The organism is Bradyrhizobium nivariense (assembly GCF_029846695.2).
Classification (GTDB): Bacteria; Pseudomonadota; Alphaproteobacteria; order Rhizobiales; family Xanthobacteraceae; genus Bradyrhizobium.
Genome location: NZ_JARWCR020000095.1, coordinates 1 through 21,838 on the forward strand (window position 1 = coordinate 1; position 21,838 = coordinate 21,838).

Below are 21,838 nucleotides of genomic sequence, written 5' to 3' on the forward strand. Positions count from 1 at the left end.
AAGGCCGGTGAGTGGTTCCGGCGGGGTCGTCTGCTCATGGTCTCTCCTGATTCGCGGGGCCTATCGTGCCCGCCGTCAGGCAGAAACTCCACTTAGCGTCCTGTGCAGATTTCCGGGACCGGCTCTCGAATGTATTCCACGATCTGACTCGCGCAGCATTGAGAATGGGATCAAATAGCTTGCTCCATTCCTCGGGCGCAGGGTGCGGAATCCCATCTTTTGAAAGCTGTAAGGCTTGTAGTGTTGCTTCTCCTAAGCCAAGCACATTGTTCGCTTCAAGATCGAAGACGGGCGCAGAAATCACTCCCACTCCATTCGTGGTGTCCGAGACCGGACAGATGATGACTTTGTTGCGCCTCAGATAGGCAGTAGCCTTCCTCAAGTCGGCCTCACGGAAATATAACTGGATTGACTGTAACACCGCGCGCAGCCGCGGATTGAATAACTTGGCTTATGGCATTCTGCTGTGCCGCCGTACCCGCAGATGGAGTTGCCAAGGTAATTATCCTTGCGGTGATAGGTGAGCCTGCAAGTTGCGCTGCACCCCAATTTACTGGGGCGAAGTTCGCGATCGAGTTTACATATCCATTCAGCCCGTAGGATGGGTTGAGCCCTTGCGAAACCCATCGCACTTGTTTGGTGACAACGTTGCGCCATGACCGCGTACCGTCGCAACTTCGTTCCGGGTGGATGCTTCTTCTTCACCGTCAATCTGGCGGAACGGAAGCTATCGTTGCTCACGGATCATGTCGAGCTATTGCGCGCGGCGTTTCGTGAGACGCGCCGGCGCCATCCATTCACGATCGATGCCATCGTGGTGTTGCCTGATTACCTTCACACCGTATGGACGTTGCCCGAAGGTGACGCCGATTTTGCAATGCGCTGGCAGTTGGTCAAGTCCACCTTTTCGCGCTGTCTGGCGCGAAACGAAAGGATATCCCAAAGCCGTTCAGCCAAAGGTGAACGGGGCATCTGGCAACGCAGATATTGGGAGCACACCATTCGCGACGAAATCGATTTCGCCCGGCATATCGACTATGTTCATATCAATCCGGTCAAGCACGGGCTCGTCGACCGGGTACGCGACTGGGCGCCATCCTCGTTTCATCGTCACGTGGAGCTTGGCAACTATCCAGCCGATTGGGCGGGCGATCAGATGATGGCCGCGATTACGGAGAGCGGTGATCGGGAAGAGATGGGTTTCGCAAGGGCTCAACCCATCCTACGGGCTTCAAGGGTGCAGTCCAGTGCAGTCCACGGGTGTCACAGTAATAGCGAGAGCCGCTCAATTGGGGCGCATAAGGCCAAACTGTAACCGAAAGCCCGCGCTTTCTATGGCGGCTCGCGCCTTCCCGAAGAAGAAGTCGGCCTTTTGGCTCAGCGGGAACTTCCCGACCAAGTTTATCACAATACCGCGCCCGTTGGCATCGGGCACCTTTTTGAACACCTCGCCACTTTCGATAAAGCGAAGATACGCGTTGAGCTTGTTCTGAAGAAGGACGAGATGGTCGCCTTCGTTGTCGTCCCACGGCAGATGATCGCTGATCGTGAGCCATAGCTCACCGGAAGCCTTGTCGATGGTCGCGACGTCAATTGTATCTGCCTGATCTACTGACATATTCATACTTTGGACGGCCGTCGGAGAGAGCTTCGTTCCACCGGGGAAACCGACCATTGTGCCCCCGTCTGACCGATCTCCGGGAAAGCTAGGGTTTTCGGTTTGGTGTTAAAGCTGCTGTCAATCAACGTTCTTCGCCTTATAGAGCCAGCCCTTTTATCTTGCCCGGCTCTTGTCGTAACCCTTCACGTGCGTTTCTTGGGCCCCGAAGCTGAACCTTAGCGTGGCACGCCGGTAGCCTCATTCGTAACTGATATCAGCCAGCCGCCAATGAGCTGTTATCGCGGACTACTCATGTGTCGGGCGCATTTGGAGAGCATGTTGAAGGAGGCGCAGCTTGCGTCCCCGAGAGGTTCTCGGATGCAGCGGTAGAGCAAGTTTTTTTCTAGTTTCTTTCCCTCCGCGATCGCACCGCGACGACGCAGAATCCCTTCAAAACAAGGCGTTTCCCAAACCGCCGGCAGAGACGGTGTAGCAGCCCGGTGTAGCATCGAGTGTAGCACCGCAGCCCGGTCACGTTGCCATCATTGGGACGCCGGCGCGAGTCGAATCCTTGTAAGGAATTTGGGTCAGAAACGCGCTCCTGACCCAAGTTCGTTACATCCTGTTGGTCATTTCGATGGCCTTATCACGAGAGCTCGTCGAGCAGCGCCTTCGCTTCCTCTAGGTCACGGGTGTCGAAGCCCTCGGTGAACCAGCCGTAGACCGGCGCGAGCAGAGCGCGGGCCTCAGAGTGCTTGCCCTGGTCACGCCGGAGTCGGGCCAAACTGATCGCGGCCCGCAACTCGAATGACTTGGCACTCTGGCTCTGTGCAACCTGGAGCGCGGTTTGCAAATACGCTGTGTTTCGGCGCGGGGTCTCGACCATCATCGGCGTGGGGGTCACATCATCCCATTTAGCGAAATCAATGGCTTGAAGGGGTCCCGACGGTGCCGATGGGGTCACTATTCAATCAGCATTTACAGCGCCTGCAAGCCCGACCTAAAAGGTACCAAGCTCTGCAACTATGGACGCCTATTCGGAGCGCTATCCGTTCGCGGGCGTGATGTGGCTCAGATCATGATCAGCGAGGGGCTTGCCGCCATGGCGGCATAACTTGAACCAAATGGCCTCCGGCAAACCCGGGGCGGTTCACATAGCTGTAGCTTGCGACATATGGCCCGGAAGGCGACGCAGCCGCCGTGACGGCCGCGCTGTTGTCGCTGACGCCGGTGAGCCGCCCCGCACCGCTCACGCCGAGCGGGGCCGCTGAAGAGGGTCTCGAAGCAGACGTTTGCACCGGGCCCGCTGTTGCTACGCTGACAGTGCACTTAAGATGTGCAGAGACACCGCGATCGAGGCGCGCCGTGCACAAAATCCGACATGTACGTCGCGGAAATGTCATCTAACAATATTGGTTCCCTGCCCGGACGGTGCCAGCCCGTGGCCAACATCGATGGAGCCCGACATGAACCTGTGCACGACAAGCGGTCTGCGACGCGCTCTTGTGTCGATCGCCGCCGCTATGTTCGGCCTCAGCACTGCAGCTCGCGCGGCGGACCTCACCGTTTACACGGCGCTGGAGGCCGACCAGATCAAGCCCTACAAGGCCGCGTTCGAGAAGGGCAATCCGGGCATCAACATCCTCTGGGTCCGCGACTCCACCGGCATCATCACCGCGAAGCTCCTTGCGGAGAAGGCAAACCCCAAGGCCGATGTGGTCATGGGTCTTGCCGCAACCTCGCTGATGCTGCTGCAGAAGGAAGGCATGTTGATGCCTTACGCGCCGGCGGGTCTCGACAAGGTTGACGCCAAGATGCGCGATCCCGCTGCCTCGCCGGAATGGGTGGGCATGGACGTCTGGGCATCGGCCTTTTGCGTCAACACCGTGGAATCCAGCAAGAAGAACCTGCCGGAGCCCGCCTCTTGGGCCGATCTGACTAAACCGCTCTATCAGGGACAAATCGTCATGCCGAACCCGGCTTCCTCGGGGACCGGGTTTCTGATGGTCTCCGCCTGGCTCCAGCTGTTCGGCTGGGACGAGGGCTGGAAGTACATGGACGAGCTTCACAAGAACATCGCGGCCTACACGCATTCCGGCTCCAAGCCGTGCCGACAGGCCGCGGCCGGCGAGTACGCGATCGGCCTCTCGTTCGAGTATCGCGCCAACAAGACCAAGAAAGGTGGAGCGCCGATCAGCATTGTCCTGCCCAAGGAAGGCCTCGGCTGGGACATGGAGGCTATCGGAATCATGAAGACCACCAAAGAGTCCGAGGCGGCGAAGAAGCTTGCCGACTGGGCCGCGACGGCGGAGGCCAACAAGCTCTACGCCGAGAACTTCGCCGTCGTCGCGTTGCCCGGCATCGCAGCCTCCATGGAGTTCGTCCCGGGTGACATCAACAAGATGCTGATCAAGAACGACTTTGCCTGGGCCGCGGAGAACCGCGACAAAATTCTGGCGGAGTGGAGCAAGCGCTACGACGGCAAGTCCGAGCCCAAGAACTGAGGACCTGAACTGAGGGACCTGAACTGAGGACCCGGGGGATCCTGGGAGCGACGAAGCCGGCGATGCATGGGCGCCGCCGGTCAATGCGGGACAGTACAATGGACAGCACGCCGACGACGGTGCCCTATCTCCGCATCCGCAACCTCTCGAAAAAGTTCGGTGCGTTCACGGCATTCGACAATATCGACCTCGACATCATGCCCGGGGAGTTCGTCTCGTTCCTCGGGCCATCCGGCTGCGGCAAGACCACGCTGTTGCGCGCGATCTGCGGACTGGACGTGCAGACCACCGGGTCGATCCATCAGGGCGGGCGGGACATCTCGACGTTGCCAGTCGCCAAGCGCGATTTCGGCATCGTGTTCCAGTCCTATGCGCTGTTCCCGAACCTGACGATCAAGGACAATGTGGCCTACGGCCTGGTGTCGGCCGGCACACCTCGCATCGAGATCGACAAACGGGTCAAGGAGCTTCTCGAACTTGTCGGTCTGCCCGAGCAAGCCGACAAATATCCGGCACAGCTCTCCGGTGGGCAGCAGCAGCGAGTCGCGCTCGCCCGCGCGCTGGCGCTATCCCCCGGCCTTCTGCTGCTGGACGAACCGCTATCCGCTCTCGACGCGCGCGTCCGGGCGCGTCTGCGCGGCGAGATCCGCGATCTGCAGCAACGTCTCAAGCTGACCACGATCATGGTGACCCACGATCAGGAGGAGGCGCGCACCATGTCCGACCGGATCGTGGTGATGAGCAATGGCAGGATCGAGCAGGTGGGCACGCCGGACGAGATCTACGGCCGACCCGCGACGGCTTTCGTCGCCGACTTCGTCGGCAAGATGAACTTTCTGGAGGGGCGCCTCCTCACGAGCAAGCGCGCGAATGTCAGGGGTGCCGTGCTCGACTTCAGCGAAGAAGTGCCGCTCGACGAGGGCGCGGCCGTCACGGTCTGCCTTCGGCCGGAGGACGTGGTGGTGCGCGACATCGGCGCGCATTCGGACAATCGCCTGTCAGTCCAGGTCGGCGTCATGGAATTCATCGGCAATCATTTCGCAACGACCTTGCATGCGAGCGGCACGGGACTGAACTTCTCGGCCGACTTTTCGATTAACGCCGTGCGCGACCTCGGCATTTCCTCGGGCGCGACCATCGAGGTCGCGCTGCCGCCGAAGCGGTTGCGCGTATTTGCCCAACCGCGCTCTGCGAGCGCCTGACACGGGAAACCAGCGATGGCGACCGAGACGCTGAGTCTGCCGGACCATACCGCCGCGGTGGCGCCCCTGCGGCAGAAGCTGGGGCACGACGACTGGATCATGCGCGGCGCGGTCGTAGCGCTCGGCCTCTGGTTGATCATCACCGTGTTGCTGCCCCTCTGGGCGCTGCTGTCCAAGAGCTTCCAGGCGGCTGATGGCAGCTTCGTCGGCCTGGCCAATTTCCAAGCTTATTTCGCCAGCCCGGCGCTGGCCAATTCCATCTGGCACTCGGTCTGGGTATCGCTGCTGAGCACGGTTATCTGCGTACTGCTCGCCTTCGTCTACGCCTACGGACTCACCCGCACCTGCATGCCAGGGCGGGGGCTGTTCCGCATCATCGCGCAGATCCCGATTCTCGCACCCTCGTTGCTGCCTGCGATCAGCCTCGTCTATCTGTTCGGTAACCAGGGCTTCGTCAAATGGATGCTGTTCGGCGCATCGATCTACGGTCCGATCGGCATCGTCATGGGCGAGGTGTTCTGGACCTTCCCGCACGCGCTCATCATCATCACCACTGCGCTGGCGATTTCGGACGCGCGTCTGTATGAGGCGGCGGAAGCGCTGCGGGCAAGCCCGCGCCGCACCTTCTGGACGGTGACCATTCCGGGGGCACGTTATGGCCTGATCAGTGCGGTCTTCGTCGTATTTACCCTGGTGATCACCGATTTCGGCGTGCCGAAGGTCATCGGGGGCAAGTTCAACGTGCTCGCGACCGACATCTATAAACAGGTGGTCGGGCAGCAGAATTTCCAGATGGGTGCGGTGGTCGGCTTGATCCTGCTGTTGCCCGCGGCGTTGGCCTTCGTCGTCGATCAGCTCATGCAGCGGCGCCAGTTGGCGCAGCTCTCCGCGCGCGCAGTACCGTATGCGCCAAGGCCCGACGCCACGATCGATCGCGCGATGCTGGCGACCTGTTCGCTGATCGCGTTCACGATCCTGGTCATTCTCGGCATGTCCTTGTTCGCCTCGATCGCGACGTCCTGGCCCTACAATCTGACGCCCAGCTTCAAGAACTTCGACTTCGACATGATGGATGGCGGCGGCTGGCGCAGCTATTTCAACTCGCTCGTCATGGCCGGCCTCACCGCGCTGTTCGGGACTCCGGTGATTTTTGCCGGCGCCTATCTCGTCGAGAAGACCCCGCGCTTTCGCTACGTCCGCGGCTTCGTGCAGTTTCTCGCGCTGCTTCCTTTGTCCGTTCCCGGGCTGGTGCTCGGCCTCGGCTACATCTTCTTCTTCAACAACCCGGCCAATCCGCTTAACTTCATCTACGGCACCATGGCCATCCTCGTCATCTGCACTATCTCGCATTTCTACTCCGTCTCGCACCTGACCGCGGTGACGGCGCTCAAGCAGATCGATCAGGAGTTCGAGACCGTTTCGGCATCGCTCAGGGTGCCGTTTTGGCGTACCTTCATGCGAGTGACCCTGCCGGTCTGCCTGCCGGCCGTGCTGGATATCGCCATGTATCTGTTCGTGAACGCGATGACGACAGTCTCTGCGGTGGTCTTCATCTACGCGCCGCACACGACGCTTGCGGCCATCGCCGTGCTCAATATGGATGACGCAGGTGACGTGGCCCCGGCCGCGGCCATGGCCATGGTGGTGTTCGCCACCGCGGCCATAACGCGAGCCATCTACATGCTACTCACACAGGGCTATCTTGCGCGCGCGCAGATGTGGAGGAAGCGGTGAGCGTGTCTGGAGACGAATTCGATCTGGCAGTTGTCGGGGGCGGCATCTGCGGTCTCGCCCATGCCCTTGCGGGCGTGCGCCGGGGCTTGCGGGTCGTGGTCATCGAGCGCGATGCAAGGGCGAACGGCGCCTCGATCCGCAATTTCGGCTTTGTCACCGTCACCGGGCAGCAGCGCGGCCAATGCTGGCAGCGGGCGATGCGGTCGCGGCAGGTCTGGGCCGAAGTGGCCTCGGCCGCGGGCATCAGGATCGAGCATGTCGGACTGGCGGTCGCGGTGCAGCGGCCGGAAGCCGTGGCCGTGCTCGAGGCATTCCGCACCACCGAGATGGGCGAGGGTTGCGAGCTTCTAAGCCCGGCTGAGGCGGGCCGCCGTTTCCCGATGCTGCGGACCGACCATCTGCAAGCCGTGCTGGCGAGCCCGCACGATTTGCGGGTGGAGTCGCGCATCGCGGTGCCGGCACTGGCGCGCTGGCTGGCCGAAGTGCACGGCGTCACCTTCCTGTATCAGACGCTGGCCAAGGCGGTGACACCGCCGGTCATCGACACCACGCGGGGGCCGGTCCGGGCCCGGCTCTGCGTGGTCTGCCCCGGCGACGATTTCCTGAGCCTCTATCCGGAACGCCTGGCGAGCTACGGCCTCGTCCGCTGCAAGCTGCACATGCTGCGGGTCGCATCGGCGAGCGCGATGCCGCGCTTCAACGCGGCCGTGATGTCGGACCTTGGCCTGGTGCGCTATCTCGGCTACGCCGAACTGCCGGAGGCGGCCGCACTGAAGCAGCGACTCGAATCCGAGCAGGGCCAGCATCTGGCCAACGGTGTGCATCTGATCGCCGTGCAGAGCGAGGATGGTTCGCTCGTCGTCGGCGATTCCCACCACTACGACGCGACGCCGGACCCGTTCGGTCCGGATACAGTGGACGAGTTGATCATGGACGAATTCCGGCAGGTTCTGGCCTGGCCAACGCCGATGATCCGCGAGCGCTGGATCGGCACCTACGCCTCGGCGTCCGACCGGCTGATGCTGATCGACCGCCCATCTGAAACTGTGCGTCTCGTCATGATCACCAGCGGTACCGGCGCCAGCACCTCGTTTGCGATCGCCGAGGAAGTGCTTGACGAATTGACGTCCGGGAGCCGAGCCACATGACCGATAAATTCGAGCACGTCCGGGCCGTCGTGTTCGACTGGGCCGGCACGACGGTGGACCATGGCTCGCTGGCCCCGATGGGCGTATTCGTCGAGGCATTCGCGCGCTTCGGAGTGACGATCACCGTCGATGAGGCGCGCAGGCCCATGGGCATGGCCAAGCGCCCCCACATCGCCGCCCTCCTGCGCTTGCCCCGGATCGCCGCCGAGTGGCGCGACAGGCATGGGCGCGAGCCAACCGAAGCCGACATCGATGCACTCTACGCGGTGTTCGTGCCGATGAATGTCGAGGTCGCTGCCCGCTACGCCGACGTGATACCGGGCGTGGCCGAGGCTGTCGCCGGCTTGCGGCGCCGCGGCCTGAAGATCGGCTCGAGCACGGGCTACACGCGCGAGATCATGGCCGAGGTTATTCCGGTTGCGGCTGCGCAAGGCTATGCGCCTGATGGCATCGTTTGCACCGGGGACACTCCGGACGGCCGACCTACGCCGTTCATGCTCTACAAGGCCTTTCTGGAGCTCGCCGTCTGGCCGGCCTGGAGCTGCGTCAAGGTCGACGACACCGAGGTCGGAATGAAGGAAGGTCTCAACGGCGGCTGCTGGACCGTCGGCGTTGCCGTCACCGGCAACGTGTTCGGGTTGTCGCTCGCCGACACTGCGGCGTTGCCGCCGAAAGCCTTCGCCGAGCGGCGCGCGGCCGCAGGCGAACGGCTGGCAGCCGCCGGCGCCCATTACGTGATCGACGGCGTCGCCGACATCATCCCGGTGATCGCTGCGATCGAGGGCCGGCTGGCCCGCGGAGAGCGGCCAGGAGTCTGACATGAGCGAGTCTGACATGAGCGCCTCCGAGGGCGACGTCAATTTGTCGGCGGAGCGGCGATCGTTTCAGAAGCGCCACCTCGACGCAGAGACCCAAAGTTGGCTCGACGAGGACGAGCGCTGGTTCCTGCGACAGTCGCTGTCGACGCCTTGCCTGAACGTGGCCACCGCCGCCGAAGGCAGCCACATCGTCGATCTCCAGGGACGGCGCATCCTCGATTTCCACGGCAACAGCGTGCATCAGGTCGGCTACGGTCATCCTCGCGTAGTGGCGGCCATCAAGTCGCAACTCGACACCCTGCCCTTCTGCCCGCGCCGCTACACCAACAAGTCTGCCATCGACCTCGCCCGCCGCCTGACCGAATTGGCGCCTGCCCTCCTCGAGAAGGTGCTGCTGGCCCCCAGCGGGTCGGCCGCAATCGGCATGGCACTGAAGCTCGCCCGCTATGCAACGGGGCGACACAAGACCCTGTCCATGTGGGATGCTTTTCACGGCGCCAATCTCGACGCGGTCTCGGTCGGCGGCGAAGCCCTGTTTCGGCGCGGCGCTGGCCCGCTGCTGCCGGGCACGGAGCATGTGCCGCCGCCGGGACTGGCCGCGCGATTCTTCGGACGGGACGGCCATGCGCATGAGCGGCTCGCCGACTACATCGATTATGTCCTCAAGGTGCAGGGCGACGTCGCGGCCGTGATCGCCGAGCCGATGCGTTGGACCACGGTCGAACTGCCGCCGCCGGGCTTCTGGCCCCGCGTGCGCGCGAGCTGCGATCGGCACGGGGCGCTCCTGATCTTCGACGAGGTGCCGAGCTGCCTCGGCCGCACCGGGACCATGTTCGTCTGCGAGCAGGCCGAAACTGCGCCCGACATTCTCGTGCTCGGCAAGGGACTGGGCGGCGGCATCATGCCGATGGCGGCCATGGTGGTGCGGGCCGCTCTCGACGTGGTGCCCGAGGGAGCGCTCGGCCACTACACCCACGAGAAGAGTCCAGTCGGCTGCGCTGCAGCCCTTGCCACGCTCGATGTGATCGCGGAGGAAGGGCTGCTTGCCGCAGCGCGTGTCCTCGGCGCGCACGCCCTCGAACGGCTGCGATCGATGGCAGACCGCTACCCTCTGATCTCCGAGGTGCGCGGTGCAGGTCTCTATCTCGGCGTCGAGATCGGCCGCCGCGACGAGGCCGAGGCCAACGCGCTCGCGGAGCGCCTCTTGTATCGCTGCCTGGAGGCAGGCCTGAGCTTCAAGCTCGGCGGCGGCAACGTGGTCACGCTATGCCCGCCGCTGACGATCTCGCGCGCTGAACTCGACCGAGCCCTCGATATCCTCGAAGAGGCGATGTCAGACTTGTGAGCAGATCGCAACGCGCACGCTTCGCGACACCGCGCTCCATCCGGGCTACGGACACCAGACAAAAAGGCCCTGTCGCGCGACCCGGCCTTTTGTCTGTCAGATCGAAGATGCCGCTCAGCCCGTAGGATGGGTTGAGCCTTGCGAAACCCATCGCACTTGTTTGGTGATAAATTTGCGCCATGACCGCGTACCGTCGCAACTTCGTTCCGGGTGGATGCTTCTTCTTCACCGTCAATCTGGCGGGACGGAAGCTATCGTTGCTCACGGATCATGTCGAGCTATTGCGCGCGGCGTTTCGTGAGACGCACCAGCGCCATCCATTCACGATCGATGCCATCCTGGTGTTGCCTGATCACCTTCACACCGTATGGACGTTGCCCGAAGGAGACGCCGATTTTGCAATGCGCTGGCAGTTGATCAAGTCCACCTTTTCGCGCGGTCTGGTGCGAAACGAAAGGATATCCCGAAGCCGTTCAGCCAAAGGTGAACGGGGCATCTGGCAACGCAGATATTGGGAGCGCACCATTCGCGACGAAATCGATTTCGCCCGGCATATCGACTATGTTCATATCAATCCGGTCAAGCACGGGCTCGCCGACCGGGTACGCAACTGGGCGCCATCCTCGTTTCATCGTCACGTGGAGCTTGGCAACTATCCAGCCGATTGGGCGGGCGATCAGTCAGCTGATGGCCGCGATTATGGAGAGCGGTGATCGAGAGGAGATGGGTTTCGCGAGGGCTCAACCCATCCTACGCAGTGACGCTTTGCGAGGCCCGATCGCCGATGGCGACCAAGCTACGCAGATCAAAAAAGGCCCGGTCGCACGACCGGGCCCTTTGTTTTGTCAGATCGAAGAAGCCGCTCAGGCCGCCTCGGAGACCAGCGCCTCGCTCTCGACCAGCTCGGTGCCGATCAGGAAGTCGCGGCAGCCGCGCAGACTACGCAGCGCGCGGTTGAAATCGAGGCCGGTCGAGACCAGCGCATGCAGCGCGATCGGATTGCGCGCGATGCCGCGCAGCACGGCCAGCACGTCGATCTGGCCGTTCGGCTTGATGGCGGCGCGGGCGAGCGCCGGCAGCGCGCGATGGGCGGGATCGCTGATGACGCGGACAGCGGCGAACGGCAAGCCGGCCTCGGCGGCGTAGGCGGCCGCGATGTGGCTTTCCATGTCGACGGCCGCAGCTCCGGTCTCCGAATGCAGCGCCGCCTTGCAGGAGCGCCCCGTGACCACTTCCTCGGCACCGGCGAGGCTGCCGCGCACCACGCGGCGGCGCCCCGACGTCAGGCGGTCAATGAGGTCGTCGCCGAGCGACAGCCCGGCGGCCCAGCGGGTATCGCCCGAGAGCACTTCGGTCGCCAGCACGACGTCGCCGGAGCGCAGCGTCGGGTCGAGCCCGCCGGCCACGCCGAACGAGATCACGCCGCGAATCGTCTGGGGATCCAGCACCGTCAGCAGCGCCCGCAACTGGGTCGGGCTGCTCGACGAACAGATGACCGCCATTCCGGGCCCGGCCGCGATGCGGGCCTCCTGAACCAGTCCAGTCACGATCAATATCGGCCGCGGATCAATGGCATTGCCCGCGGTAAAATAGTCCCCCGTCCCCAAAGTCACATTCCGACCCCTACCACCCTGCTGTTGGTGTCCCGCAAGTTCCGATACCGCGCCAACGCCCACAGCGGGAAGAACTTCGAGTAACCATGGTACCGCAGATAGAACACGCGGGGAAAGCCCGTGGCGGTGTACCGCTGCTCGTCCCACAGTCCTTTTTCGTTCTGTGTTGCAATCAGGTACTCCACCCCGCGGGCGACGGCCGGGTGATCAACCTCGCCAGCAGCCATCACGGCAAGCAAGGCCCATGCCGTTTGCGAGGCGGTCGAAGGGGCCGCCTCCCATCCCCGGTAGTCCAGGCGGTAGCTGACGGCGTCCTCGCCCCAGCCCCCGTCCTGGTTTTGGATCGAGGCCAGCCAGTCGGCCGCCTTGCGCATCATCGGATCGGTGTGGGGAACTCCAGCCATGTTGAGGGCGCACAGCACCGACCAGGTTCCGTAGATGAAGTTCATGCCCCAGCGGCCGTACCAGGAGCCCTCCGGGTGCTGGGTCTTGCGGAGGTAGGCGATCCCATCGGCCACGCGCTTGCTGGTCTTCGCGGTCTCGCCAAGCTGGGCCAGCATCGAGACGCAGCGCGCGGTGACGTCCTCGGTCGGCGGATCGAGCAGCGCACCGTGGTCGGAGAACGGGATGTTGTTCAGATAATATTCGAGATTGTTGACGTCGAAGGCGGCCCAGCCGCCGTCGTCGCTCTGCATGCCCTCGATCCATTCCCGGGCACGGTCGATCGCGGCATCATAACCGCTCGCGCCGTGCTCCCGGCGCATGCGGTCCATCGACATCACGACCACGGCAGTGTCGTCGAGATCGGGGTAATACGCATTGTTGTACTGGAAGGCCCAGCCGCCCGGGCGCACATCGGGCCGCTTTACCGCCCAGTCACCCTTCACCTCGAGCTCCTGCTTCGGGATCAGCCAGTCGAGACCCTGCTTGGCGGCAGGCACCGCCCTGTCACCGCCGGCTTCGAGCAGCGCGTGCGCGGTCAGCGTCGTGTCCCACACCGGCGAGACGCAGGGCTGGCAATAGGCTTCGTCGTCCTTGATCACGAGCAGCTTGTCGATGCCCCGGCGCGTGACCGCGCGCGGCGGGAAGGTCTCGTCCTTGCCGAGCGCGTCGTACATCATGACGATGTTGGCCATCGGCGGATAGATCGCGCCCATGCCGTCCTCGCCGTTGAGCCGATCCTCGGTGAAGGCGAGCGCCGCGTCGATGGCACGCTTGCGCAGGCTCTTGGGAAACATCGGCTCGATCACACGCAGGATGCCGTCAAGCGCGCGGAACAGCGCGAACCAGGCCATGCTCTGGTGCGGCGCCTTGGCAGTCATGCCGATCGAGCGCGGATCCTGCAGGAACAGCTCGTCGATGCCGACGCCCTTCGGATTTTTCGCGCGCGGCTTGAGTGCTGCGAGCACCATCAACGGCACCATGGTGGTGCGCGCCCAGTAGGAAATCTTGTTGAGATGGAACGGCGACCAGAACGGCAGCAGCACGATCTCGATCGGCAGCACCGGCACGGCGCGCCAGGTCACGACGCCGAACATTGCCAGCATGAAGCGCGTGAAGACGTTGCTTTTGATGGCGCCGCCGCGGGCGTGCATGGCCTCGCGCGCGCGCACCATGTGCGGACTGTCTGTGGAATCGCCGATCATCTTGAGCGCGAAGTAAGCCTTCACACTCGCACTCATGTCGAACTCGCCCTCATGCACCAGCGGCCAGCCACCATGGGCGCCCTGGACGCGGCGGAGATAGTTGCCGATCTTGGCCTCGAGCACCGTGTCGACGGGCTCGGCGAGATAATGGCGCAGCAGGATGTATTCGGCCGGAATGGTGCAATCGGCCTCGAGCTCGAATACCCAATGGCCGTCGGATTGCTGAAAGCCGAGGACGCCTTCGATGGCCGACGCAATGCTCGATTCCAATATTTTCGATTCCAGGGCTTCGCGGCTGGTCGCATTCACGGAATCCATCTCGCTCGATTGCTCCGATAGTCGATTGAAATTGACCGAAATTGACCGGGACAAATGCCCGTCAGGGCCGCCTGTCAGTATCCCTTGGCGGCCAGAACCAGATCGGCGGCGCGATCACCGGATCGGACCGATCCCTCGATGGTTGCAGGCAATCCCGTAGCAGTCCAATCGCCTGCAAGAAACAGGTTTTTGAGCGCAGTGACCGGACCCGGGCGCAGGGCATTCTGCGCTGGCGTCGCCGCAAATGTGGCACGGCGCTCGCGCACGATCTGCCAAGGGGGCAGCTCGCCGGAAACACCGCCGGCCTTGCAGACATCGTTCCAGATCGCCTGCGCGAGTTCCTCGCGCGGCATCTCGACCAGGCGGTCGCCGTTGCTGATGGTGACGGAAAGCCGGTTCGGGAACGCAAACAGCCATTCCACGACGCCGCCGATCACGCCGAGGATCGGAGCCGACCCCGGTGGCGGCTCAACGCGGAAATGCGCATTCACGATGGCGCGGAATTCGGTCGGCGTCTTCAGGCCCGGCAGCAGGTTGGAGGCAGCCCGCGGCGGCACCGCCATCACGACGACGTCGCCCTCACCGATCTGGATCACATCCTCGCCGCCGAAATTCAGCGCGCCGACCTTGCCGTCATTGGTCGCAAACGAGCGTAGCTCGTGGCCGAGCTGAACGGAGTGGCCACGCGCCTGCAGGAACGTCACGGCAGGCTCGATCAGCACCGTACTGAGCCCGTCGCGCGCGATCAGGGGACGACAGGCCTGTCCGCCGGCGAGCAGCGTCTCGCGGACGATCGCGCCGGCGAGCCCGGCCGAACCCTCGGGCGGATCGACATTCAACGCAGCAAGCAGCAGCGGCTGCACCAGGCGCTGATAGAGGACGCCCTCGCAGGGAATCGATTTTCCAACCAGCGTCTCTTCCGACGCCCAGATCAGCGGCGCCAGCTTCAGATAATCGGCAAGCCCGGTGTCGGGGACGCGGCGGCTCTCGTCGAGCACCCAGGTCGGCAGCCGGCCGTCGCCGAGGTCGATCTGCCAGCGCTGCCCGGTCGTGATATCGACGAAAGGAAACTGCGCGCGCTCCGGACCGACGAGACCCGCCTCGGTGCTGATCGATCGCGCATAGGCGCGCGCATGGCTGTTACCGGACAGCAGCAGATGATTGCCGTTGTCGATGGTGAGATTGGTGGCGCCGTCGAAATAGGAACGACAACGGCCGCCGGCCTGCTGCGTCGCCTCGTGCACGGCGACCTTGAAACCGGCATTGGCGAGCCGCACGGCGGCGGAGAGGCCGGAAATTCCGGCACCGATGATGTGAGCTGTTTTTTGCATCAGATGAGAGCGTAACGGAGCAGGATGGCGATGCGTGTGATCTTCGATACACGCACCGGCTCGCGCGGCGCGTTGAACCCGCGCGCGATCAGGAGATCCAGAATGGCATGATAGTATTTCGACATCATCCGCGGCGCGCGCACCGAGCGGCGCTTGTTGCGGTTCATGATCTCGTCCGACTCCTCGAAATGCGCCTTCGCGCGTTGCGCCAGCGGCAGGCAGACCTTCGGCAGCGCGCGCTCGACGATCACGCGGTTCGGCTCATTGGAGGTGATGCCGGCATGCAGCAGCGCTTCGCGCGGCAGATAGAGCCGGCCGAGGCCCGCGTCCTCGTCGATGTCGCGCAGGATGTTGGTGAGCTGGAGCGCGCGGCCAAGATGATGGGCGAGCTCGATGCCGTCTCCTTCCGGCAGGCCGAACACCCGCACCGACAGCCGCCCCACAGCGCTCGCGACGCGATCGCAATAGAGATCCAGCGTCGCCATGTCAGGCGCGCGGATGTCCTGCGGCACGTCCATCTCCATGCCGTCGACGATGGCGAGGAAATCCTCGCGCTTGAGGCCGAAGGTCTTCACCGAGGTGACGTAGTCCTTCAGCCGCGGCGGCGGATTGCCCTGGTAGAGCGCATCGATGTCGTTGCGCCACGCCTGAAGGGCGGCGAGCCGCTCGTCGCGCGGGCCATCGGAATCGGCGATGTCGTCGACCTGACGGCAGAAGCTGTAGATCTGGAACATCGCTTCGCGCTGGTCGTGCGGCAGGATGCGCATCGCGGCGTAGAACGAACTGCCGGATGCGGTCGAGCCATAACTGGCGCCGGGCGAGGTCGCCTCAAGCGTCATGAGCAGTCCCCGGTCTGGAAATGGCCTTGCGCCCGATCGCGCGGCGGCCGACTTCGCCGATCATGCCGGCGAGGCTGAAGGTGAGGAGCTCGAGCTTGTTCAGGTGCACGCGCTCGCGCAGGGGATCACGTACCTTCAGGAGGCGCACGATGCGGTCGGCATAGGCCTGGATCACCGAGACGTCGACGCCGAGGCGGAAATCCCTGATCTCCGCGCTGAGCGACCTGCCGTCGTTGAGCAGCGCTTCGTTGCGCACGGCGAGCGCCTGAAGGCAGGCCAGCATCGCCGGCGGCGACTGCGCCAGTCCGAGCTGCTCGACCGAAGCGCCGCTTGCGGCCAGCGCATCGCGCGGCAGATAGACGCGGTTGAGCTCGCGGAAATCCCTGCCGCAATCCTGGAGGTGGTTGTTGATCTGCAGCGCGGCGCAGAGCGCATCCGACGCGGCCCAGGTCGAGGTGCTCTCACCATGGACGTCGAGCATGAAGCGGCCGACCGGCATCGCCGAATACCGGCAATAGTGGATGACCTCGTCCCAGTTTTCGTAGCGCAGCTTGGTCACGTCCATGCGGAACGCGATGAGCACGTCGAGCGCGTGGCGCGGCGCCATGCCGCGCTCGGCTAGCGCGCGCCGCAAGCTGACGGCCTCGGCCTGGGTGTCGCCCGTGCCAAGCAATTCCGCCTCGAGCAGGTCGAGATAAGCGAGCTTCTCGTCCGGCGGCAGCGTGGCGTGGTCGGCGATGTCGTCGGCGGTGCGGACGAAATTGTAATACGCCAGGATCAGCGCGCGATGACGCGGATGAATGATCCAGGACGCGACGGGAAAATTCTCGTCGCGCTCACCCTTGCCGGATCGCAATTCACTCGCAGAGGTCATCGAGGGCTGGTCTACAATCGTTTGGACAGGAAGGGCTTTTCCGCTCGCGCGGGCCCGTGCCGGCGATGCCGCCGCGGCCCCCATATAGGGGAATACGGCCGCAAAACCAATCCCGTCTCTCGATGGCTGCCCTTTGCGGATCAGGCCCGAAAAGGCGGCCCGGGGGCCGCCTTTTGTCGGCCAGTGGCCGAGCTTACTGGTTGTGGTTCTTCAGGACCTGGTCACAGGCCTGCGAGATCTTGGCCCGGTTCTCCTTGAGGCAGGCCAGGATGGTGAAATCGCCCTGGTCGATGACCGGACGGCAGAGCTTCTGCACATCGCGCGAGCAGGCCTTCTGCTCGGCGTCCGTGCCGCGCCCTTGCTGGGCGAACGCTGCGGTCGAGAGGGATGCCGACAGCAAGGTGAGAGCGACGAGAAGCTTACGCATTGTATTCCTTCATTCTGACGGCAGAATCGCACCGATCCCGGACAGCACAGGGCGGACGACCGGAACGGATTGTTCTGATGGCAAGTCGCCGCGGAAAGTGCGGCCTCGGAGAAGGCACAAGCACTGGCAAATGCGGCCAAATTGGCGCCACGTCCACCAAATCAGGTCTTCCCTGCACCTTCTCTGGCAAATGTAAGAGATTGATACTACGTCATAATTCAGGCACGCTGCGTTTTGCCGCGCACCTGTTGCAGGGCTGCATCGCTCCACCCCGCCTTGGGCGCCAGAAACATACCGAAACACAGAGAATCCGGAGGCGAACCATGGCAAGCGCGCTTCGCGATGCCGACATGTAGGGGCGGGCAGACATTGAACCTGACACAGGCTCGGAACACTAAACCTTCGATGTGGCGAGACGTTCTCAATCGAAAGCAGACGTCGTTCCAAAACGGGATATTTGAGATGAAATTCTTTGGGCGATCTGAACTGGCAATCAAGGCGGCCGGCATCGGCGCTGTGCTGCTCTTCTCGGTTTCGGCAAGTCAGGCTCAGTCGTCCGGACCGTTTGCCGGTTTCGACGGCGCGTGGACCGGCACCGGCACAGTGTCGCTGTCCGACGGCTCCACCGAGCGCATCCGCTGCAAGGCGGACTACAAGGTCGCCGGCAGCGGCCTCAACCTCAAGCAGGCGCTGCACTGCGCGTCCGACAGCTACAAGTTCGACCTGACCAGCGACGTGACAAGCCAGGGCGAGCGCATCTCCGGCAATTGGAGCGAGGCCAGCCGCAACATCTTCGGCAATCTCCAGGGCACCGCCGGTGGCGGCCAGATCGAGGTGTTCGTCGAGGCAAACGGCTTTGCCGCCAATTTGTCGCTGCGCACCAATGGCACCAAGCAAACGGTGCAGATCTCCTCCAAGGGCGAGATCCGCGGCGTCAACATCACGATGACGAAGGGCTGATAGCTCTTACCGCATCGAAAGCAGCAAGCCCCGGTTCTCGCGAACCGGGGCTTGCTGTTTTTCGGAAACGCGGCGCAGTCGCCCAGACCGCGCCGATTCCATGTCCGATGAATGAAGCCGCTCAGATCGCCGGCTTGTCGCCCTGAAGCTTGGCGTGCAGATTGATCAGCCACATCGCTGTCGGCCGCAGGATGAAGAGGTCGGCGACGAGCGCCATCACCATCGAGAACGCGCTGAGCCAGCCGAACAGCCGCAGCGACGGCAGGTCGGAGAACACGGTGACGACGAGACCGCAGGCCAGCACCAGCGTGGTCAGGATCAACGCAGGGCCGACCAGCACGGTCGCGCGCTCGACCGCGAGCGCCGAGCCGACGCCCGGCTTGCTCTCGAGCCTGAGGCGGTTGAGGAAGTGGATGGTCGCACTCAGTCCCAGGCCGAACGAGACGGTGAGCGCGACGACGCTGGCGAATTGCAGACCCTCATCCATCGCCCACAGCACCGTCCCCGACATCACCACCGGGAAGATGCCCGGCAGGATGCAGGCGAACATCACGACCCATGAGCGGAAGGCGAGGCCGATGAAGATCGCGACCAGCGCGAACTCGACGGTGAGACCGCGATTCAGCTTCTCGATCATGCCGGCCGAGTTGCGCGCGGCAATCGCGGCAAGACCCGTGACCGCCACTTCATAGCCGGGATGCTTCTTGCGGACGGCGTCGAGCTCGGAATCGAGCTTTTCGACGATCGGCAGGAGCTGGCTGGAATCCTTGTCGGGCACGCGGCCTGCGACAACGACGGCGTCCTGCTCGGCATCGATGAAACGCCGGACCAGATGCTCGGGAATGACGCTGACATATTCCTTCAGCGTCGCGACGTCGGCGCTGCCGGCCTTTTCCGCGAGCCAGCGGCGCAGAGTCTCGACCGACCAGACATTGCCAACACCGGCCGCCTTCTCCACGGTCGAATGCACGTCCGCGATGGTCTGCAGCGTCTCCGGCGAATAGAGCGTTTCACCCTTGGGGAACTGGATCAGCACGTTGACCGGGTTGGCGCCGGTGAGCTTGGCGTCGAGCCGGTCGCTGGCGGCGACCGCCTGGCGCTTGTCCGGCACCTGGTCGGCGAGCCGGTAGCGCGGCTCCAGATTGGCGTAGATGACGCCGAGGCCGCCAACGAACAACACGGCGATCAGGCTGAACAGGCCGGGGCGGCTCACCATGCGCACCGCGATCCAGTAGCAGAAATTGCGCAGCGCCTGCACGCCGGCATCCGCGCTCTGGAATTTGGTCGCAAAGACTTTCTCGTTGCGCACGAGCAGCACGCCGAACACCGGCACCAGCGACAACACCGCGACCAGCGCGATGATGGTGGCGGCGAGACCCGCCTCGCCGAACTTGCGGATCAAATCGGAGTCGGAGAACTGGAGTGCGATGAAGGAAATGCCGGCGGTGCCGTGCGTCAGCACGCAGGCTGGTCCCACCACCAGCACCGCGTTCTTGAATGCGGTGAACTTGTCCTGGCCCGCGATCAGCCGGTCGCGCGCGGCGAAGGTGAGCTGCATCGAGTCCGAGAAGCTGATGACCATGATGAGCGGCGTCATCACGTTCAGGAACATGTTGAGATTGAAATTGGCCCAGCCGAGCGCACCAAGCGCCAGCAGGATCGCGATCATCGGCGGGAACGCCGCCGCCACCATGAACGAGATCTTGCGGAAGAAGATGATCGCGATGACACAGCCGGCGAGAATGCCCAGGATGTTGTAGGTGAGCCCGTCGCGCTCGACCGCGTTGCGGATCTCGAGCTGCATCACCGGCACGCCGGAGAGCTGCACGTTGAGCCCGGTGTCGCTGAGGTCCTCCTTCATCAGGGCGCGGATGTCGGTGACGGTCTTGGTCAGCTTGCTGGAGGCGACCACCTCCGGATCGAGCGACAGCACGATCAGCGCGAGCGTGCCGTCCTCCGACAACAGCTTGCCGCGGATGATCTCGTTGTTTTTGACGGTCTCGATGAACTTGTCGTAGTCGGCGCCTTCGGGCAGCTCGGGCGGGAACAGTGCCGCCGGCAGCTTGCCGGGCGCCGGCGCCTGACGCGCGGAGAACAGTGAGACCAGTCCGCGCGTGCCCTCGACGAGCTGCATGTCGGTGACGAAGTCGCGCAGCTTCTCGAGATTGTTCCGCGCCAGCAGATTCTTGCCCTCGACCACGACGAGGACATCGAACTCCTCGGCCGGGAACTTCTTTGTCACCGCTTCATACTGGCGAAATTCCGGCGTGTTGGACCGGAACAGCTGCGACAGCGAATCGTCGATCTTGATCCGGTGAATGCCGAACACGGCGCCGACGATAAGCACGAGCAACACGATGCAGGAGACGATCGGCGTCCGGACGGCGATCAGCCCGATGCGCTCGAGCCCGAAGGCGATGGAGGACGCAGGTCCCTGCTCGACCTTGTCGACATGAACCTCATTCTCGCGGTGCTTTTCGAGCATGCCTTGTCCAGTTCCTAAATCGGCTCGGTTGGTGAGCTTATTGCGCCCCGCGAACGGCTTGAAAATGCCATACCAATGGGGAGGCTTGCCCTTTGAAAATGCGCGGAAAATCGCCGCGAGGGGTTTAGCAGGTCAGTCACCCTTCTCGCAAGCAGGCGAAGTGTGGCCAAATCGATCAAGTTGTGGCGATTTTGCCGGAATGCCCGTCATTCGGGCAAAGCCGTGCCAATTCGACGCGGCGCCCGGTCCGCGCTCTCGTCCTTCAGCGCCACGCCGGTGACCTCCCGGGCCAGCCCTTCGCGGATCAGCCAGGCGATCTTGAAGGCGGCCTCGTCATAGCTCAGCCCGGCCTTGTGGATGTTCGACACGCAATTGCGCTCGGCATCGGCGCGGCCCGGCTTCGGCGCGAAGGTCAGATAGGCGCCGAGACTGTCGGGCGCCGACAGGCCTGGCCGCTCGCCGATCAGCGTCACGACCATGCGCGCGCCGAGAATGGCGCCGATCTCGTCGCCGAGCGCGACGCGCGCGCCTGAGGCGACGACGACATGGCCGATCGCGACACCATCATCGGCTGCGAGCAACGGCAGCAGGCGCATCACCAGCGCGGCCGCATGGGCGTGGACCGCGGCTGCCGACAGGCCGTCGCCGATCACGACCGCGAGTGGGCACAGCTCCGAGGCACTCCGCGCCAGAGCCTCGACTGATCCGGCATCGAGCTGTCTGCCCAGATCGGGCCGCCGCAGATAGTCCCGGCGGTCGCCCGCCTGGCTCCGCGCCTCGGTGACGACGAGGCCAAGCGCGCGGAGATCGGCGACCAGCCGCGGCGCGTCGAAGGCGGCATGCACGGCATCGCGGGCGCGGGCATGGTCCAGCGTGAAATCGAGCAACGCGCGCGTCGGCAAACTCGCGCCGCTGCGCCCGAGCGCGACGCGCGCAGGCGTGAGCGACCGCAGATCGAGGGTCGGGCGGCATGGGACGGTCGGGTCAGACATGT

At 63.8% G+C, this 21,838-nt stretch carries 19 protein-coding genes and 1 pseudogene; 9 read left to right on the forward strand and 11 right to left on the reverse strand.

Going from position 1 to position 21,838, the window contains the following annotated elements; translation table 11 throughout:
• Window positions 1–389: 389 nt before the first annotated feature.
• Complete coding sequence (locus QCM77_RS41485; RefSeq protein ID WP_462804396.1) at window positions 390–632, reverse strand: endonuclease toxin domain-containing protein; 243 nt, start codon at window positions 630–632, stop codon at window positions 390–392.
• Between the two features lie 23 nt (window positions 633–655).
• On the opposite strand from QCM77_RS41485, the pseudogene QCM77_RS41490 reads away from it, so the two are divergent.
• Window positions 656–1,153, forward strand: a pseudogene (locus tag QCM77_RS41490) (REP-associated tyrosine transposase); the annotation flags it as partial.
• Between the two features lie 132 nt (window positions 1,154–1,285).
• Here the strand turns inward: QCM77_RS41490 and QCM77_RS41495 are convergent.
• Together QCM77_RS41495 and QCM77_RS41500 are read right to left on the reverse strand one after the other, a co-directional pair.
• Window positions 1,286–1,675, reverse strand: a complete 390-nt coding sequence (locus QCM77_RS41495; protein WP_280096642.1) for a DUF6572 domain-containing protein — start codon at window positions 1,673–1,675, stop codon at window positions 1,286–1,288.
• A 571-nt stretch (window positions 1,676–2,246) separates the two neighbouring features.
• The gene (locus tag QCM77_RS41500; RefSeq protein WP_280096643.1) at window positions 2,247–2,489 is read right to left on the reverse strand and encodes a hypothetical protein; all 243 of its coding nucleotides are present in this window, start codon (window positions 2,487–2,489) and stop codon (window positions 2,247–2,249) included.
• Window positions 2,490–3,066: 577 nt separating this feature from the next.
• On the opposite strand from QCM77_RS41500, the gene QCM77_RS41505 reads away from it, so the two are divergent.
• From QCM77_RS41505 to QCM77_RS41535, 7 genes are all read left to right on the forward strand, one after another.
• A complete protein-coding gene (locus QCM77_RS41505; protein ID WP_279664977.1) occupies window positions 3,067–4,104 on the forward strand; it encodes a putative 2-aminoethylphosphonate ABC transporter substrate-binding protein in 1,038 nt (345 codons plus the stop codon).
• Window positions 4,105–4,202: 98 nt separating this feature from the next.
• Entirely contained in the window at window positions 4,203–5,306 is a 1,104-nt protein-coding gene (locus QCM77_RS41510) for a putative 2-aminoethylphosphonate ABC transporter ATP-binding protein (protein WP_280096644.1), read from the forward strand.
• 15 nt (window positions 5,307–5,321) lie between these two features.
• Window positions 5,322–7,040: a putative 2-aminoethylphosphonate ABC transporter permease subunit gene (locus QCM77_RS41515; RefSeq protein ID WP_279691097.1), complete on the forward strand. Its 1,719-nt coding sequence runs from the start codon at window positions 5,322–5,324 to the stop codon at window positions 7,038–7,040.
• The gene (locus tag QCM77_RS41520; protein ID WP_279664974.1) at window positions 7,037–8,188 is read left to right on the forward strand and encodes a TIGR03364 family FAD-dependent oxidoreductase; all 1,152 of its coding nucleotides are present in this window, start codon (window positions 7,037–7,039) and stop codon (window positions 8,186–8,188) included. The genes QCM77_RS41515 and QCM77_RS41520 overlap by 4 nt, the downstream gene beginning before the upstream one ends.
• A complete protein-coding gene (gene phnX, locus QCM77_RS41525; protein WP_279664973.1) occupies window positions 8,185–9,006 on the forward strand; it encodes a phosphonoacetaldehyde hydrolase in 822 nt (273 codons plus the stop codon). Before QCM77_RS41520 ends, phnX begins: the two co-directional genes overlap by 4 nt.
• Before the next feature lies 1 nt (window position 9,007).
• Window positions 9,008–10,351 carry a (R)-1-hydroxy-2-aminoethylphosphonate ammonia-lyase gene (gene pbfA / locus QCM77_RS41530; RefSeq protein ID WP_279664972.1) on the forward strand — a complete coding sequence of 448 codons (1,344 nt, stop codon included), beginning with the start codon at window positions 9,008–9,010 and terminating at the stop codon, window positions 10,349–10,351.
• Window positions 10,352–10,530: 179 nt separating this feature from the next.
• Complete coding sequence (locus QCM77_RS41535) at window positions 10,531–11,064, forward strand: REP-associated tyrosine transposase (RefSeq protein WP_279664971.1); 534 nt, start codon at window positions 10,531–10,533, stop codon at window positions 11,062–11,064.
• 150 nt (window positions 11,065–11,214) lie between these two features.
• Here the strand turns inward: QCM77_RS41535 and QCM77_RS41540 are convergent, their stop codons facing one another.
• The 6 genes from QCM77_RS41540 to QCM77_RS41565 form a co-directional block, all read right to left on the reverse strand.
• Window positions 11,215–11,964 (reverse strand): phosphorylase, encoded by a 750-nt coding sequence (locus QCM77_RS41540; protein ID WP_279664970.1) that lies wholly within the window; start codon window positions 11,962–11,964, stop codon window positions 11,215–11,217.
• Window positions 11,961–13,928 carry a squalene--hopene cyclase gene (gene shc / locus QCM77_RS41545; RefSeq protein WP_279664969.1) on the reverse strand — a complete coding sequence of 656 codons (1,968 nt, stop codon included), beginning with the start codon at window positions 13,926–13,928 and terminating at the stop codon, window positions 11,961–11,963. Before shc ends, QCM77_RS41540 begins: the two co-directional genes overlap by 4 nt.
• A 74-nt stretch (window positions 13,929–14,002) precedes the next feature.
• On the reverse strand, window positions 14,003–15,259 hold the full coding sequence (gene hpnE / locus QCM77_RS41550) for a hydroxysqualene dehydroxylase HpnE (protein ID WP_280096645.1): 1,257 nt from the start codon (window positions 15,257–15,259) through the stop codon (window positions 14,003–14,005).
• A complete protein-coding gene (hpnD, locus tag QCM77_RS41555) occupies window positions 15,259–16,098 on the reverse strand; it encodes a presqualene diphosphate synthase HpnD (protein ID WP_279664966.1) in 840 nt (279 codons plus the stop codon). Before hpnD ends, hpnE begins: the two co-directional genes overlap by 1 nt.
• Window positions 16,088–16,972 carry a squalene synthase HpnC gene (gene hpnC, locus QCM77_RS41560; RefSeq protein ID WP_279664963.1) on the reverse strand — a complete coding sequence of 295 codons (885 nt, stop codon included), beginning with the start codon at window positions 16,970–16,972 and terminating at the stop codon, window positions 16,088–16,090. The genes hpnD and hpnC overlap by 11 nt, the downstream gene beginning before the upstream one ends.
• 193 nt (window positions 16,973–17,165) lie before the next feature.
• On the reverse strand, window positions 17,166–17,399 hold the full coding sequence (locus QCM77_RS41565; RefSeq protein ID WP_007593627.1) for a hypothetical protein: 234 nt from the start codon (window positions 17,397–17,399) through the stop codon (window positions 17,166–17,168).
• Between the two features lie 462 nt (window positions 17,400–17,861).
• Between QCM77_RS41565 and QCM77_RS41570 the strand changes: the two genes are divergently transcribed.
• Complete coding sequence (locus QCM77_RS41570) at window positions 17,862–18,359, forward strand: hypothetical protein (protein WP_279664962.1); 498 nt, start codon at window positions 17,862–17,864, stop codon at window positions 18,357–18,359.
• 121 nt (window positions 18,360–18,480) lie between these two features.
• Here QCM77_RS41570 and QCM77_RS41575 read toward each other — a convergent pair whose 3' ends face one another.
• Entirely contained in the window at window positions 18,481–20,844 is a 2,364-nt protein-coding gene (locus QCM77_RS41575) for an efflux RND transporter permease subunit (protein ID WP_279664961.1), read from the reverse strand.
• A gap of 206 nt (window positions 20,845–21,050) precedes the next feature.
• On the reverse strand, window positions 21,051–21,836 hold the full coding sequence (gene eutC / locus QCM77_RS41580; protein WP_279664960.1) for an ethanolamine ammonia-lyase subunit EutC: 786 nt from the start codon (window positions 21,834–21,836) through the stop codon (window positions 21,051–21,053).
• Window positions 21,837–21,838 lie beyond the last annotated feature (2 nt).

Bases quoted from the DNA above. Each gene is read 5' to 3' on its own strand.
- hpnD (WP_279664966.1), bottom strand. From the start codon at position 16,098: ATGACGCTTGAGGCGACCTCGCCCGGCGCCAGTTATGGCTCGACCGCA.
- QCM77_RS41500 (WP_280096643.1), bottom strand. From the start codon at position 2,489: ATGATGGTCGAGACCCCGCGCCGAAACACAGCGTATTTGCAAACCGCG.
- QCM77_RS41515 (WP_279691097.1), top strand. From the start codon at position 5,322: ATGGCGACCGAGACGCTGAGTCTGCCGGACCATACCGCCGCGGTGGCG.
- QCM77_RS41570 (WP_279664962.1), top strand. From the start codon at position 17,862: ATGAAATTCTTTGGGCGATCTGAACTGGCAATCAAGGCGGCCGGCATC.
- QCM77_RS41495 (WP_280096642.1), bottom strand. From the start codon at position 1,675: ATGGTCGGTTTCCCCGGTGGAACGAAGCTCTCTCCGACGGCCGTCCAA.
- QCM77_RS41575 (WP_279664961.1), bottom strand. From the start codon at position 20,844: ATGCTCGAAAAGCACCGCGAGAATGAGGTTCATGTCGACAAGGTCGAG.
- QCM77_RS41510 (WP_280096644.1), top strand. From the start codon at position 4,203: ATGGACAGCACGCCGACGACGGTGCCCTATCTCCGCATCCGCAACCTC.
- QCM77_RS41505 (WP_279664977.1), top strand. From the start codon at position 3,067: ATGAACCTGTGCACGACAAGCGGTCTGCGACGCGCTCTTGTGTCGATC.
- shc (WP_279664969.1), bottom strand. From the start codon at position 13,928: ATGGATTCCGTGAATGCGACCAGCCGCGAAGCCCTGGAATCGAAAATA.
- eutC (WP_279664960.1), bottom strand. From the start codon at position 21,836: ATGTCTGACCCGACCGTCCCATGCCGCCCGACCCTCGATCTGCGGTCG.
- pbfA (WP_279664972.1), top strand. From the start codon at position 9,008: ATGAGCGAGTCTGACATGAGCGCCTCCGAGGGCGACGTCAATTTGTCG.
- QCM77_RS41565 (WP_007593627.1), bottom strand. From the start codon at position 17,399: ATGCGTAAGCTTCTCGTCGCTCTCACCTTGCTGTCGGCATCCCTCTCG.
- hpnC (WP_279664963.1), bottom strand. From the start codon at position 16,972: ATGACCTCTGCGAGTGAATTGCGATCCGGCAAGGGTGAGCGCGACGAG.
- QCM77_RS41535 (WP_279664971.1), top strand. From the start codon at position 10,531: ATGACCGCGTACCGTCGCAACTTCGTTCCGGGTGGATGCTTCTTCTTC.
- hpnE (WP_280096645.1), bottom strand. From the start codon at position 15,259: ATGCAAAAAACAGCTCACATCATCGGTGCCGGAATTTCCGGCCTCTCC.
- phnX (WP_279664973.1), top strand. From the start codon at position 8,185: ATGACCGATAAATTCGAGCACGTCCGGGCCGTCGTGTTCGACTGGGCC.